Annotated in this window: 13 protein-coding genes; 6 read left to right on the plus strand and 7 right to left on the minus strand. The window is 54.9% G+C overall.

The genetic code is table 11. The features are described from left to right. Window positions 1-25: 25 nt before the first annotated feature. Window positions 26-2089 (plus strand): TRAP transporter large permease subunit, encoded by a 2064-nt coding sequence (locus Q4606_RS00690; protein WP_303594880.1) that lies wholly within the window; start codon window positions 26-28, stop codon window positions 2087-2089. 82 nt (window positions 2090-2171) lie between these two features. Here Q4606_RS00690 and Q4606_RS00695 read toward each other — a convergent pair whose 3' ends face one another. The 6 genes from Q4606_RS00695 to mutM all read right to left on the minus strand — a co-directional run bounded on the left by Q4606_RS00695 (window position 2172) and on the right by mutM (window position 7382). Then, the gene (locus Q4606_RS00695; protein ID WP_303594879.1) at window positions 2172-3704 is read right to left on the minus strand and encodes a phosphoenolpyruvate carboxykinase; all 1533 of its coding nucleotides are present in this window, start codon (window positions 3702-3704) and stop codon (window positions 2172-2174) included. Window positions 3705-3877: 173 nt separating this feature from the next. Beyond that, the gene (gene hslO, locus Q4606_RS00700; protein WP_303594878.1) at window positions 3878-4732 is read right to left on the minus strand and encodes an Hsp33 family molecular chaperone HslO; all 855 of its coding nucleotides are present in this window, start codon (window positions 4730-4732) and stop codon (window positions 3878-3880) included. A 57-nt stretch (window positions 4733-4789) separates the two neighbouring features. Further along, entirely contained in the window at window positions 4790-5197 is a 408-nt protein-coding gene (hslR, locus tag Q4606_RS00705) for a ribosome-associated heat shock protein Hsp15 (RefSeq protein ID WP_303594876.1), read from the minus strand. Window positions 5198-5238: 41 nt separating this feature from the next. Further along, entirely contained in the window at window positions 5239-5928 is a 690-nt protein-coding gene (gene yrfG, locus Q4606_RS00710; protein ID WP_303594875.1) for a GMP/IMP nucleotidase, read from the minus strand. 105 nt (window positions 5929-6033) lie between these two features. Further along, window positions 6034-6366 carry a hypothetical protein gene (locus tag Q4606_RS00715; RefSeq protein WP_303594874.1) on the minus strand — a complete coding sequence of 111 codons (333 nt, stop codon included), beginning with the start codon at window positions 6364-6366 and terminating at the stop codon, window positions 6034-6036. 203 nt (window positions 6367-6569) lie between these two features. Continuing rightward, on the minus strand, window positions 6570-7382 hold the full coding sequence (gene mutM, locus Q4606_RS00720) for a bifunctional DNA-formamidopyrimidine glycosylase/DNA-(apurinic or apyrimidinic site) lyase (protein ID WP_303606370.1): 813 nt from the start codon (window positions 7380-7382) through the stop codon (window positions 6570-6572). Between the two features lie 158 nt (window positions 7383-7540). Here mutM and Q4606_RS00725 point away from each other — a divergent pair, with 158 nt between their 5' ends. Then, window positions 7541-8719: a fatty acid desaturase gene (locus tag Q4606_RS00725; RefSeq protein ID WP_303606371.1), complete on the plus strand. Its 1179-nt coding sequence runs from the start codon at window positions 7541-7543 to the stop codon at window positions 8717-8719. Here Q4606_RS00725 and rsmD read toward each other — a convergent pair. Continuing rightward, window positions 8695-9354, minus strand: a complete 660-nt coding sequence (gene rsmD / locus Q4606_RS00730) for a 16S rRNA (guanine(966)-N(2))-methyltransferase RsmD (protein WP_303606372.1) — start codon at window positions 9352-9354, stop codon at window positions 8695-8697. The genes Q4606_RS00725 and rsmD overlap by 25 nt on opposite strands. A 181-nt stretch (window positions 9355-9535) precedes the next feature. Between rsmD and ftsY the strand changes: the two genes are divergently transcribed. The 4 genes from ftsY to rpoH all read left to right on the plus strand — a co-directional run bounded on the left by ftsY (window position 9536) and on the right by rpoH (window position 13548). After that, window positions 9536-10747 (plus strand): signal recognition particle-docking protein FtsY, encoded by a 1212-nt coding sequence (gene ftsY / locus Q4606_RS00735; protein ID WP_303606373.1) that lies wholly within the window; start codon window positions 9536-9538, stop codon window positions 10745-10747. Window positions 10748-10798: 51 nt separating this feature from the next. After that, entirely contained in the window at window positions 10799-11488 is a 690-nt protein-coding gene (gene ftsE / locus Q4606_RS00740; RefSeq protein ID WP_303594867.1) for a cell division ATP-binding protein FtsE, read from the plus strand. After that, window positions 11478-12491 (plus strand): permease-like cell division protein FtsX, encoded by a 1014-nt coding sequence (ftsX, locus tag Q4606_RS00745; protein ID WP_303606374.1) that lies wholly within the window; start codon window positions 11478-11480, stop codon window positions 12489-12491. The genes ftsE and ftsX overlap by 11 nt, the downstream gene beginning before the upstream one ends. Window positions 12492-12687: 196 nt before the next feature. Next, window positions 12688-13548, plus strand: coding sequence for an RNA polymerase sigma factor RpoH (gene rpoH, locus Q4606_RS00750; protein ID WP_303594864.1), 861 nt, complete (start codon window positions 12688-12690; stop codon window positions 13546-13548). Window positions 13549-13601: the final 53 nt, after the last annotated feature.

Consider the following 13601-nt stretch of genomic DNA (forward strand, 5'->3'; position numbering starts at 1 on the left):
AGAGCAATAAATAGAGTATCCAGTTATGTTCAAGGGTGGTTTGCGTCGTAGCGGTCTGGAGTGGTTTTCATCGCTGCCGGTCTGTCTGTTGTTGTTATCTGTGGTTCTTTTCTCCACTAGCAGTGATATCCATAACCAGATGCTCCGGGGCGGAGAGCAGCTCTGGAGCGGTTATTACAAGCTTCGTATGGACCCGGTTGTACCAACCTGTAATCCAGAACGGGATATTGAGGCTGCTGTGGCGCAGGAGCTTGCCCAAGAGACTGTTGAAGACGACCCGATGGCGGCGCTGCTCGGTGTTCAGGAAAGAGATCCCGCCGATGTACGGCTGGCCATTGAGCGCTCGGTAGCCGACTGCAAAACCGCCCACCAAAGCTATGACAATCAGAGAGAGCAGCTTACGCCGGGAGTTAAAGCTTATCGCGCAGTGGAGCTTTTCATTGCCGATCTGATTGCTTTTGGCCTCGAGTCCCAGCGCTATATTTTGGTGCTTCTGGTGATGCTGTGCGCCGGAACAGCAACCCTTACCCGCCACCATATTGCCATGCGAGCCATGGAGACTCGTCTGGATTACACCGTTTCCCACCTGCTGCAGACCATTGCCAATGCAATGTTGTTGGGTTCCAGCCTGATTTTCCGGCAGTCCAGTCTGGGGGCTGAAACAGCCGTGTCCTCGGAAGAGCTCCTGCTTCACAACTTCTGGGTCATCGGGTTTGCCTGCCTCACGCTGGCCAGTCTCTATCGTCTGATTCGTGCGCCCTCAGATCTGATTCCCGGTGGAAGCCTCAATAAAGCGTTTCTGGCAGTGCCGTTATATACAGTGATGTGTCTGATTTCCGGAAGCTATTTTGCGCTGATTGGCCATGCCTCAGGTATTGGCATTTACTTGGGCAAGATGATGGAGTTGGCGGACATGTTTCTGAACGTGGCCCTGTATGTATGGGTTGGCATGATGTTGAAACAGACCCGGCTGGCGACGCTTGTATTTAATCTTTTCCGGCCCTGGCGTATGCCACCGGAAATGCTGGCTGTGGTGGCGGTGCTGGTCGCAGCAATTCCGACAGCCTATACCGGAGCTTCTGGGATTTTTGTGATTGCTGCGGGGGCTGTTATCTATAGCGAATTGCGGGCTGCGGGAGCACGCCGGCAACTGGCACTTGCGGCCACTGCCATGTCCGGCTCGCTCGGCGTGGTGTTGCGCCCGTGCTTGTTGGTTGTCGTTATTGCCTACCTCAACCGGGAAGTCACCACCGACGATCTCTTCGCGTGGGGTATCTGGGTGTTCGTATTGACGGCTGTTATGTTTACCCTGGTTGCGCTCACCGTAAACCGCCAGAGTCAGTTTGACCTGGCGCCGGTACCCCAGGCGTTACCGGCCATGCTTCGGGCCTTCAGGCCCTTGATTCCCTATATATTGGTAATCGCTGGCGTTGTACTTCTCTACCGATATGCGCTGGATGTGAGCATGGATGAGTTCTCGGCACCTCGGTTGTTGCCGGTCATTATGTTGGCCATTTTGGTGTATGAGCACGTAAGCCTGAGAAACCGCAAAGGCAGGGTCTCCGATGAGGTTAACCATCAAGGGCTGGAGCCCAGCTTGCGTGGAGCTACCAATGACACCACGGCGGAGATTGGTGCCCTGCTATTGCTACTCGGTTTGTCTGTGAGCATTGGTGGCGTGATTGAGCGCTCCGATATCATGCAGAGCTTCCCCCAGTCGTTCGACAGCGCTTGGTCTGCCATGCTCCTGATGGTGGTCATTCTGGTGATTCTGGGGATGATCATGGATGCTTTTGGCGCCGTTATTCTGGTTACAGCGACAGTGGCAACGATTGCGTATTCCAGCGGCATTCACCCTATCCATTTCTGGATGGTAACCCTGGTGGCCTTTGAGTTGGGCTACCTGAGTCCACCTGTCGCCCTGAATCACCTTCTGACAAGGCAGGTAGTAGGGGAAGCTGAAGTGCTGGCGGCACAACAGGAAACGGGTACCTTCTATCAGCGCCATGAGCGCATCATCATGCCGCTGATTGCCATGGGTATTTCGCTGATTCTTGTGGCATTTGTGCCGCTGTTGTTCTACGCCTGAGGACATTTAATGCGCAAGCGCGGCTTGGGGCTACAAAAAAAGCGCCGTGCTTTCGCAGGGCGCTTTTTCATGTGAAGCAAAATCAGAGCTTGGGTCCGGCCTCTACGATTGCATCGGAAACATCAAATTTCTTGAAGTTTTCTACAAACTGGCTGATCAACTCCTGAGCCTTGCCATCGTAGTAGTCCGTGCTGGTCCAGGTGTTACGCGGATTCAGCAGGCCTGAATCTACACCCGGTACATGCTTGGGTACATCTACGTTCAGTGTAGGCAGATGTTCAGTTTCCACATCGTCCAGATCGCCGTTCTGGATCGCGCTGATGATGGCGCGGGTCGTCGGAATGCTGAAACGGGTACCTTCACCGTGGGGGCCGCCAGTCCAACCGGTGTTGACCAGGAAGACTTTGCTGCCGTACTCATCGATACGCTTCATGAGCAGTTCAGCGTATACGCCTGCAGGACGTGGGAAGAAGGGCGCGCCAAAGCATGTAGAGAAGGTAGACTTCAGTTTGGACGATGAGCCCATCTCTGTGGAGCCAACCAGCGCCGTGTAGCCGCTCAGGAAGTGATAGGCAGCACCTTCACGGCTTAAAATGGAAACAGGCGGCAGTACGCCGGTCATGTCACAGGTCAGGAACACGATGTGTGATGGCTCGCCTGCGCGGTTTTCAAGAACGCGTTTTTCCACGTGCTCAAGCGGGTAAGCGCAACGGGAATTTTCGGTCAGGGAAACATCATTGTAGTCCGGCTCGCGGGTTTCCGGATCAATGGTAACGTTCTCAACAATCGCGCCGAAACGGATAGCGTCCCAGATGATCGGCTCGTTTTTCTTGCTCAGGTCGATGCATTTGGCGTAGCAGCCGCCTTCAATGTTGAAAACGGTGCCAGGGCCCCAACCGTGCTCGTCGTCACCAATCAGGAAACGGTGAGGGTCGGCAGAGAGAGTGGTCTTGCCGGTGCCGGAAAGGCCGAAGAACAGGCAGGTTTCGCCATCTTCACCCACGTTGGCAGAACAATGCATTGGTAGCACGTCTTTTTCCGGCAGCAGGAAGTTCTGTACGGAGAACATGGCTTTTTTCATTTCACCGGCGTACAGCATTCCGGCCAACAGTACCTTTCGACGGGCAAAGTTAATAATCACGCAGCCATCGCTGTTGGTGCCGTCGCGTGAAGGAACGCACTCGAAGTTAGCAGCATTGAGAACCTGCCACTCTTGCTTATCGGCCTGGTTGTAATTTTCCGGGCGGATGAAAAGGTTGCGGCCAAACAAGTTCTGCCAGGCAGTCTCAGTGGTCATTTTGACAGGCAGATAGTGCTCGGGGTCGGAGCCAACGTGAACCAGGGAAACAAAACTGTCTTTTTCAGCAATGTAAGCTTCAACGCGATCCCACAGGGCGTCGAACTTGTCGGCGTCAAACGGGCGGTTGATCGGCCCCCAGTGGATATCGTCGGAGGTGCTCGGCTCTTCAACGATATAGCGATCCATAGGGGATCGTCCGGTACGTTCACCGGTTTTTACAACCAGTGAACCGTTGGCAGCCAGCTGGCCTTCGTTACGCGCCAGTGCTTGTTCGACCAGCTGTGCTGTACTCAGATCATTATAAGTGTTGCTCACTTCGACCTCGCCCTCGGGATGTCTTAGTGACTGCTCAGGCCGCCCCCGGGAATTGGCGGAAAACTGAACAATCGGGTCAGTTCAGGCGCGCTATTATGCCAGAGGCGCCGGTAAAAAACGAATGCTCCAGAAGCCGCGCATTTGCTGGCCTCGACGCAAATCTGTAACCATGTTTAGTGTAGCGTATGACCAGAGAAAAGATGGTCAATATCATTCCTATCGAAGCGATAGTGTGCGTGGCAGAACTGGCAATCCATCTCTATGGCTCCCTGTTCTTCCAGTATGCTGTAACACTCTTCTTTGCCGATGGCTTCAAGCGCGCTGAGCGTTCTTTCTGTGGAACAACTGCAGTGAAACGCCACGTTTTCAGCGTCAAAAAGCCGCACTGTTTCTTCATTGAACAGGCGATGCAGAAGGGTTTCGCTGTCCAGTTCCAGTAGTTCGTCGGCTTCGACTGTGCGTGCCAGGTGGTTCACACGGTCCCAGAGATCGTTGTCCTCGTCCGTAGCTCCGGGCAGGCGCTGGAGCATCAGGCCGGCGGCGCCATTTTCATTGGAGAAAAGGAACAGGGTGGTGGGGATCTGCTCGGAACGCTCGAAGTATTCCTCAAGACAGGCTGCGAGGCTGTCCCGTTCCCGGGGAACCACGCCCTGGTAGCGATTGCCTTGATTTGGAGTGATGGTGATGGCCATGCGGCCGTCGCCCAGCAGATTATGAAAGCTTTCCTCGCTTATCGCATGCTCATCGAATCGCGCCAGGCCACGGATTTTGCGGTCGTGACTGCATTCTGCCATCAGCGTCCGTAACGGGCCCTCTCCCTGGGCCTGAATCGATAGGGTGCCCTCAAATTTCAGGCTGCTACTCATCACAATGCTGGCGACAAGGGCTTCTCCAAGCAGCCCGCGAATGGACTCCGGGTAGGGTGCCTGGCTGGTGACTTCACGAAAGCTCTCGTTGAGCTGCACCCAGGCTCCGCGCACCTGGCTGTGTTCAAATATAAAACGCTGGAACTGATCGCGGGATGCCATGCTGGTTCTCCTGAAAACTGGGTGCTTGTATCGATGGTGGCGGCTGAGCGGTCTTGGTCAGATACCGTTGTGGTCGCGGAATCGTTGAATGTCCCGACGATCTTTTTTGGAAGGTCGTCTGGCTGGTGGTAACTGGGCGGCCTGCATGGTCTTGCGCTGCCACGAGAGGTCTTCCCGCTTTTTTACGCTGTCTTCGGTTTCGTGGTAAAGCTTCTGAGCCTCAGGCGCACCGCGTCTGCGTTCACTTACATCGTCTACAATCACGACCTTTTCCATAAACCCAAGGCGCAAGGTCAGCGTTGCGCCTGGCTCTACCAGTCGGCCAGGTTTGCAGCGCTGGCTGTTGTAGTGGACTTTGCCGCCCTCAACCGCTTCTTTCGCAAGTGAACGGGTTTTGTAGAAGCGGGCAGCCCATAGCCATTTGTCGAGCCTTACCCTTTGATCGTTTGACGTAGATGCCGCCATGTCTCCTCACCTGATGGGCACATGTCTGAATTATAGCGCTCTCAGCCGATAGATGGCAGGGGCCGTTGCTGGTGAATAGCTGTCAGGATTTCATCGAAGTGGTGGACGCAGGGTATCTCGGGATGTGTTTCCCGGGCAGCTTGCTTGCTGTCCGGAGTGAGAATGCCAAGGCATTGTGCAATTCCGGCAGAGCGGGCACTTTCCAACACCGGGAAGCTGTCATCCACCATTAGAGTGGTTGCGCTGCTGTAGGGCGCCAGTCGCTGTAGATCCTTCCAGAAAGCGATGTCTTCCTTGGGCCTGCCCAGTTGATGGCTGGAAACAATGCCATCTACGAATTTCTCCAGGCCGGTACGCTGAAGCTTCAGCTCCAGTGGGTCCGGGTGGCAGTTGGTTACGATCACAGACCGTAGACCGGTTTTTTTCAGGGCCTGGAGAAAATTTGCTACGTGGGGTCTGTAACCTATGCGGTCGCCGACCTCGGATTTGAGGTAGGTGATGTCCATATCGAGCCGCTCACTCCAGTAGTCGGTGCAATACCAGTTGAGCGTGCCCCTTTCGGCCATGATCATGCTGATCAGCTGGTCTTTTGCTTCGCCCGGGTGCAAGTCGTATTGCTCGGCATAGCGCTTGGGCAGATGCTCAAGCCAGAAGTGATTGTCGAAATGCAGGTCAAGCAGTGTTCCGTCCATGTCCAGGAACACGGTCTCGAGGGAGGTCCAGTTGATCATAAACAAAAACAGCCTGAAGAATTTTCGTCAGGCTGCCGCAGATTCCGGCCTGAGGCAAGCCGGAATGGTACTGATGTCATGCAAAGGCGGTGTTGCAGGGGTAAATCAGTTACCAGTCTGTTCTACTGGTTCTGCTTTCCGACCCGAACTAGTGCAGCCCAGGCAACGTACGAACGTGGCTTTCGCCGGGCCGACGACCAGTACGTCACCTGCTTCTTCAGCATTGCCGCCGAGCAGCGAGAAAGGCAGCGATACAAGGTACACGGCACTTCCTACGATGGTTGTTGCCAGCAGCACCGGGCGAACAAACACAGCATCGCCAGCCATGGCCAATGCCGACGGGCTTTCGTCGATAGAGCGCGCGTGGCCTACGGATGAAAAAGCCAGCAGGCAGACGGCCACAGTGGCCACCAGGGTGCGTGAAATATTGCGGATCATTAGTCTGTCTCCTGAACTTTTGGGCCCCGTTAATGCTGGATTGTTTTTACCCAACACCGGATTCGAATCGGATAGATCGAACCTTATTGTAACTCCCGGGGATTAATCCTCTGTTAACTATGAATCATATTTGCGTATTTTCAAACGAATTTTCGTTGCGAATTGTGCAACTCCATGCCGTTAGAGCAGAAGGTCGCAAGGATCTACCGCTGACACCTGGTGCAGTAAACCGTAGACCGCCCGCTCATGCGCACTTCCTTTAGCGGTTTCTCGCATTCGGTACACGGCTCCCCGGTTCGACCATATACCAGAAGTGACTGGGCGAAGTAGCCAGGTTTTCCGTCGCTGTTGACGAAGTCCCGCAGAGTTGTGCCGCCCATCAGAATGGCGGCGCTCAGGGTTTCTTTGATGGCCTCCGCAAGCCGGTGGTAACGGTCGAGACTGATTCGGCCAGCCTTGCGCCCAGGGTGAATCCCGGCTTTGAACAGAGCTTCATTGGCATAGATGTTTCCCACACCTACAACCACGTGGCTGTCCATGATGAAGGATTTGACCGGCGTATTTTTACTTCGTGATAACTGGAACAGCATTCGGCCGCTGAAGTCTGGCGACAGTGGTTCGGGCCCCAGGCTGGCGATCAGCGGATGCGACGCTGCAGAATCGGCCCATAGCCAGCAGCCAAACCGGCGCGGATCGTTAAAGCGCAGAATAACGCCGGAACCCAGTGTGAGGTCGATATGGTCGTGCTTCAGTGCAGGTGTGTCGTCGGTGATGACACGAAGGCTTCCGGACATGCCCAGATGGATGATGGCTGTCCCATGGTCCAAATTAAGAAAAAGGTATTTGGCGCGGCGATCCACAGTCCGGATTGTCTGGCCTTCCATCTGTGCCGCAAGATCTTCCGGTACCAGCCATCTCAGCCTGCCATTTCGCACATTTACGTGAGTGACGGCCTGGCCTTCGCAGTAGGGCGCGATACCGCGTCGTGTGGTTTCAACTTCAGGTAGTTCGGGCACGCAGCCGTTCTCCGGATCGGGTGTTTGGGGGCGTGTTGCTCAAGTGTGAACGGTAACAAAATTGCCATCAAAGTCTGTTGTTCTGGCTAACACCTGTACGCTAAAGTACGGCCATTGGCGCTTTTCTGCGGCCTTGGATTTTGATTTGAGGATTAACTATGTGGTTTAACGGTCTTCTTGACCTGTCGGTGACGCAACTGATTCTGGTTTTTCTGGGCATGACCCATGTCACGATTATCAGTGTGACACTCTACCTGCACCGTCATTCGGCTCATAACTCACTGGATTTGCACCCTGTACTCAAGCACTTCTTTCGCTTCTGGTTATGGCTGACCACAGCTCAGAATACCAAAGAATGGACCGCGATCCACCGCAAGCATCACGCCAAGTGCGAGACGGAAGAAGATCCGCATAGCCCGGTGGTACTGGGTATAAAGAAAGTGCTTTTCGAGGGTGCCGAGCTCTATGCTTCAGCAGCAACGCCGGAGAACCTTGAGCGATACGGTCAGCGCACTCCGGAAGATTGGATTGAGCGCAACCTGTACAGCCGCTACAGGATGGCGGGCATTTCACTGATGGCACTGATCGATCTGGCACTCTTTGGTGTTCATGGTATCTGGATATGGGCTTTGCAGATGGCCTGGATCCCCATCTGGGCCGCCGGTGTTGTGAATGGAATTGGTCACTGGATGGGCTATCGTAATTTTGAGTGTGCTGATAACGCCCGCAATATTTCTCCTCTGGGGCTGCTTATTGGTGGTGAAGAGCTGCACAACAACCATCATACCTATCCGAATTCATCCAAGCTTTCGCGTCGCTGGTACGAAGTGGATATTGGCTGGGGTTATATTCGCCTGTTTCAACTATTCGGCCTTGCCAAGCCAAAAGGCTATCGCCCGATTGCCCACTATGTGCCCGGCAAGCAGGAGGTGGACGTGGAAACAGTGCAGGCCATTGCCAACAACCGCTTTGATATTATGCGTCAATACCGTAAGCGGGTGACGGAGCCTGTTTTGCGCCAGCAGAAGAGTCTTATGGATGATGAGATCCGCCCCCGGTATCGCAAGCTCAAGCAGCTTTTGTCGCGGGAAGTAACGTTGATAAAGCCCCGGGAAAAAGAAACGCTGGAGTCGCTTCTGGAGAGCAATGCTGTTTTGCGCCAGATCTACGAGAAGAGCCATGAGTTACAGGCCCTCTGGCGCCAGCGTGGGCTCAAGCCCCAGGATAAATTGCAGGCATTGATGGAATGGTGCAAAGAGGCAGAAACCAGCGGTATCCGGTATCTGGAAGATTTTGCAGCCCATTTGCGGGCCTACTCGCTGCGCCCTGCAGCCTGAGCCACCCGGTATAGGCAGTAGGTGACTTGCCCGGCGGTCTTTTGTCGGTGTAGTTGCCAGCTGGCGGGAGCCGTCGGGGCCGGGAGGTCGCTTTCGTGCTCCACGTAAACCCAACCACCGGGTTTAACCCAGCCCTGAGCGTCCAGCATTGGGAGCAGGGTTGCCAGCCAGCCTTGCCGGAAGGGTGGGTCCATGAAAATGATATCGAACGCTGGCCTTGTGCGCTGGCTCAGATAAGTGTCCACGTTGGCGCATATTACAGTGCCGGACTCAGATCCGAGTAGCCTGAGATTGCTCCGCAGGGCGGTTGACAGAGCAGCGTTATTGTCAACAAGTGTGGCATGGGCGGCGCCTCTGGAGAGTGCTTCCAGGCCAAGCGCGCCGGAACCGGAAAACAGATCCAGGCAGTCGCTTCCCGCCAGATGAAATGAAAGCCAGTTGAACAGGGTTTCTCGTGTGCGTGCCGGAGTAGGGCGCACCCCGCCCGCATCCGGGAAGCGGAGTTTTCGGCTACGCCAGTCACCACCAATGATGCGCAGCTCACCTGCTGCATTCTGCTTCTGGCTTTGTCTCGCGGTAGCTTCCTTTTTGTGCTTGTTTGGAGGGAGCGGGCCTCCGGGTTTTCTGCGCGTCATGGTGTTAGCTCCGGAAGCTGATCATAGTCATTGCATAGCCACTGCATAGCCACTGTATGTCGCGTATCTTAGCGGAAACCGGACCTTTGGTGATAATTCACGCGATCCTCACTTCCCGCAGACACTCTGCTAGAATGTGCGCTCTATTCGTCCCGCCCATTCAGAATGATGGTATGACTTTATGATGGCAGAGTGGATTTCAATCGGCCTTCTGGCCCTTCTAGTACTCCTGTTTGTTCTGGATATCGCCAGCAATCGCGGCCGTGTCCCGCGACCGAAACCTGTTCCTCAGCGCAAGCCTGAGGCCGTAAAAGGTCCAGAGCCTGCAGCTCCGCCCGAGAAGGCAACGACAGAGGTAGTCCCGGAGCCTGTATCTGAGGAAGTCAGTGAAACACCGGTAACCGCGGAACCTGAGGTGGCGCCAGAGCCTGCGCCCGAGCCGGTAAAAACTCCGGAACCTGAGCCCGAGCCACAGGTCAGTGTTTTCGAGCGTATCAAGCAGGGTCTGGGAAAAACCCGTGCAAGCCTGACCGGCGGTATGGCGGATCTGTTCTCCGTCGGCAAGAAAATAGATGAAGAGTTGCTGGAAGAGATCGAAACCACACTGCTGATGGCGGATGTGGGCGTGACCGCCACGTCAGAAATTATTGAGTCCCTTACTGACAAGCTCCAGCGTAATCAGCTCAAGGATGGTGAAGCTCTGCGTAAAGCCCTGCGTGACGAACTGCATGGCCTTCTCAAGGGTGTCACCAAGCCACTGGTGATTGACTCGGGCACAACGCCTTACGTGATCCTGATGGTTGGCGTAAACGGCGTCGGCAAAACCACGACCATTGGCAAACTCACCAAAAAGCTTCAGAGCGAAGGCAAGTCAGTCATGCTGGCGGCCGGTGATACCTTCCGTGCTGCTGCGGTCGAGCAGCTTCAGGTCTGGGGTGAGCGCAATGATGTTCCGGTTGTAGCTCAGCACACCGGAGCCGACAGCGCTTCGGTGATCTTCGATGCCATTCAGTCCGGCAAATCCCGCGGCGTGGACGTAGTGATTGCCGACACCGCAGGCCGATTGCAAAACAAGGACAACCTGATGGGCGAGCTGGAAAAGGTCGTCCGGGTGATGAAAAAGCTGGATGACTCTGCGCCCCATGAAGTGATGTTGGTGCTGGATGCCGGCACGGGGCAGAACGCTCTTAGCCAGGCCCAGGTCTTCCAGAAAGCCGTTGGCGTAAGTGGTATTACCTTAACGAAGCTGGACGGCACAGCCAAAGGCGGTATCGTATTTGCCATTGCCCGTCAGTTGCAGCTTCCCATCCGCTTCATCGGCGTTGGCGAGCAGGTTGATGACTTGCGCAGCTTTGATGCCGAGACGTTTGTGGATGCCTTGTTTGCTGAATAAACGACTGAACAGTTTATCGCATGATCCGGTTTTTTGGAGCAGTAGCCCACCATGATCGAATTCCGTCAGGTTACCAAACGGTATGACAGTGACCATACGGCGCTGCGCCAGGTAAATTTCCATATGGGCCGTGGTGAACTGGCGTTTTTGACCGGGCACTCAGGTGCGGGAAAAAGCACGCTGCTGAAACTGCTCATGGTGATGGAGCGGCCAAGTGCCGGTGAAGTTGTGGTTGGCGGGCAGGTGCTGAACCGCCTGCCGCGGCGGCAAATTCCCTATATTCGCAGGCACATCGGAGTGGTATTCCAGAACCACCAACTGCTTTTTGACCGGACCGTGTTTGATAACGTGGCCATGCCGCTGGAAGTGATGGGAGCTTCCCCTCGCGATGCGGGGCGTCGGGTTCGTGCGGCGCTGGATAAAGTCGGCTTGCTCAGCAAGGAAAAAATGAACCCTTTGCAGCTCTCCGGCGGTGAGCAGCAGCGCGTGGGCATTGCCCGCGCTGTGGTGAACAAGCCACCCTTACTGCTGGCAGATGAGCCTACAGGTAACCTGGATCCAAAGCTGTCTGCCGATATCATGAATCTGTTTGCCCAATTCAGTCAGGTCGGAGTAACCGTACTGATCGCCAGTCACGACCTTGCCCTGATTAACGAGATGGGTCGGCGCACACTGACACTGGACCATGGCAACCTGATTGCCGGTGGCACGCCGTTGCAGGGAGGTGCGAGTGGCAACTGATTCATCATCAAGGCCTCGCAAACCGGACCCGGCAAGGGGAGCGAGAGTAGCTCGTTCGCCTTGGCGCGAGCAGGCAGATTCCTATTTCACCCATCACCGAAAAGTAGCCCGAGACAGTGCCGGCCGCCTGTGGCGAACACCCGTGGCAAGCCTGATGACCTGGACAGTTATGGGCGTTGCGCTGGCACTACCGGTTGCGCTATTGCTGCTTTTAACCAGTCTCCAGGGCGTGAGTGCAGGGTGGGAGAGTAGCGCTCGTGTAACTGCCTACATGAAGCAGGATGCCAGTCTTGAGCAAACCCGAAAGCTAGCGGGTGAAATCGGTTCGGATGGACGTGTGACGGAGCTGGAGCTGGTCGATAAAGACCAGGCGCTGGCGGAGTTCCGGGCCTCGTCGGGGCTCGATGAGGCACTGGATTATCTGGACGAGAATCCCTTGCCTCACACATTGCTTATCACACCCGAGGAGAATGCCCGGTCCGCAGATGGTGTCGCGGCGTTGGTGACCTTTATTGAGGGTATGGATGGCGTTGAGCGAGTTCAGGTGGATCTGGGTTGGTTGCAGCGCCTGAATGCCATGACAGATCTGCTTGCAAGGGCTATATGGGCACTTGCAATACTGCTCGCAGCAGCTGTAGTGCTGGTGATCGGCAACACTGTACGGCTGTCTATTGAAAGCCGCCGTGATGAGATTCTGGTGGCGAAGCTGGTTGGCGGTACGGATGGGTTCGTGCGCCGGCCATTCCTGTACACAGGGGCCTGGTTTGGCCTGGGCGGCGGCGTTGTTGCCTGGATACTGCTTCAGGCTTCGCTGTGGTGGCTGAGCGGCCCGGTTGAACGTCTGGCAGGGTTGTATCGCAGTGACTTCTCGCTTAACGGGCTGGGTGTTGATGGGATACTTGCATTGATTATTGTAGCGATGCTGCTAGGCTGGCTGGGCGCTTGGGTTGCGGTAAAGCGTCACCTGGATGACATCGAGCCAGGCGAGATTGCCGGAGGGTGATGATCCGGATTGCGGTAAAAGCGTATTGAAGCTACGGCTTGTTTCAGGGTAGGTTGTTAACTGAAAAAGTTATGGTGAATTTCTCATTTTGTTGATTTAAAACGTTTTATTGAGAATTTCGGGAACTTTTAAGGCTCTTGACGGTCTAATTTTTATTCGCATATATTATGCGGTCGTCAGGTTCGGAGGTTAAAGCATGGGTACGAGCTTACAGCTCATTGATAAACTGGTTCCGGGCGCCAATCTTGAGGCTTACATACAGGCTGCGAGCCGTATCCCGGTTCTCACTGTGGATGAAGAAAAGGAGCTTGCCGAGCGCCTTCACTATGACGAAGACGTAGATGCGGCTCGTCAATTGGTGCTCTCTCACCTGCGATTTGTTGTTCATATTGCGCGCAGTTATTCAGGTTATGGCCTGGCGCAAGCAGATCTTATCCAGGAAGGAAATGTGGGCCTGATGAAGGCCGTCAAGCGCTTTAATCCGGAATACGGAGTTCGGTTGGTTTCCTTTGCTGTGCATTGGATTAAGGCAGAAATTCACGAGTTCATTCTGCGCAACTGGCGCATAGTGAAAGTGGCCACCACCAAATCCCAGCGCAAACTGTTTTTTAATCTGCGCAGCCAGAAGAAAAAGCTGGCTTGGTTGAGCCACGACGAACTGAATGCAGTAGCTGAGGATCTGGGAGTTGAACCCAGGGTGGTTCGGGAAATGGAAGGTCGCCTGTCTTCTCACGACACGGCCTTTGACGGTCCCATGGATGATGACGACGACACGGCCTACAAAGCGCCGGCGTATTATCTTGAAGACCACCGTAGCGATCCGGCTGTTCAGCTCGAGAACTCGGACTGGACTGAGGATTCCAATGGTCGCCTGATGCAGGCATTGGGAGCGCTGGATGAGCGTAGCCAGGATATTCTGCGTGAGCGTTGGTTATCCGAGAACAAGGCAACGCTTCATCAGTTGGCTGACAAGTACGGCATTTCTGCTGAGCGTATTCGACAGCTTGAGAAGAATGCCATGAAGAAGATCCGGTTGCAGATGGTTGAAGCTGCCTGATCTGGTAGGTCATCTGAAAGCACTTTGAGAACGCCACCACCGTTTCGGTTGGT

Origin of the sequence: Marinobacter sp. 1_MG-2023 (assembly GCF_030549045.1) — a bacterium.
In the GTDB taxonomy this organism is placed as follows: Bacteria; Pseudomonadota; Gammaproteobacteria; order Pseudomonadales; family Oleiphilaceae; genus Marinobacter.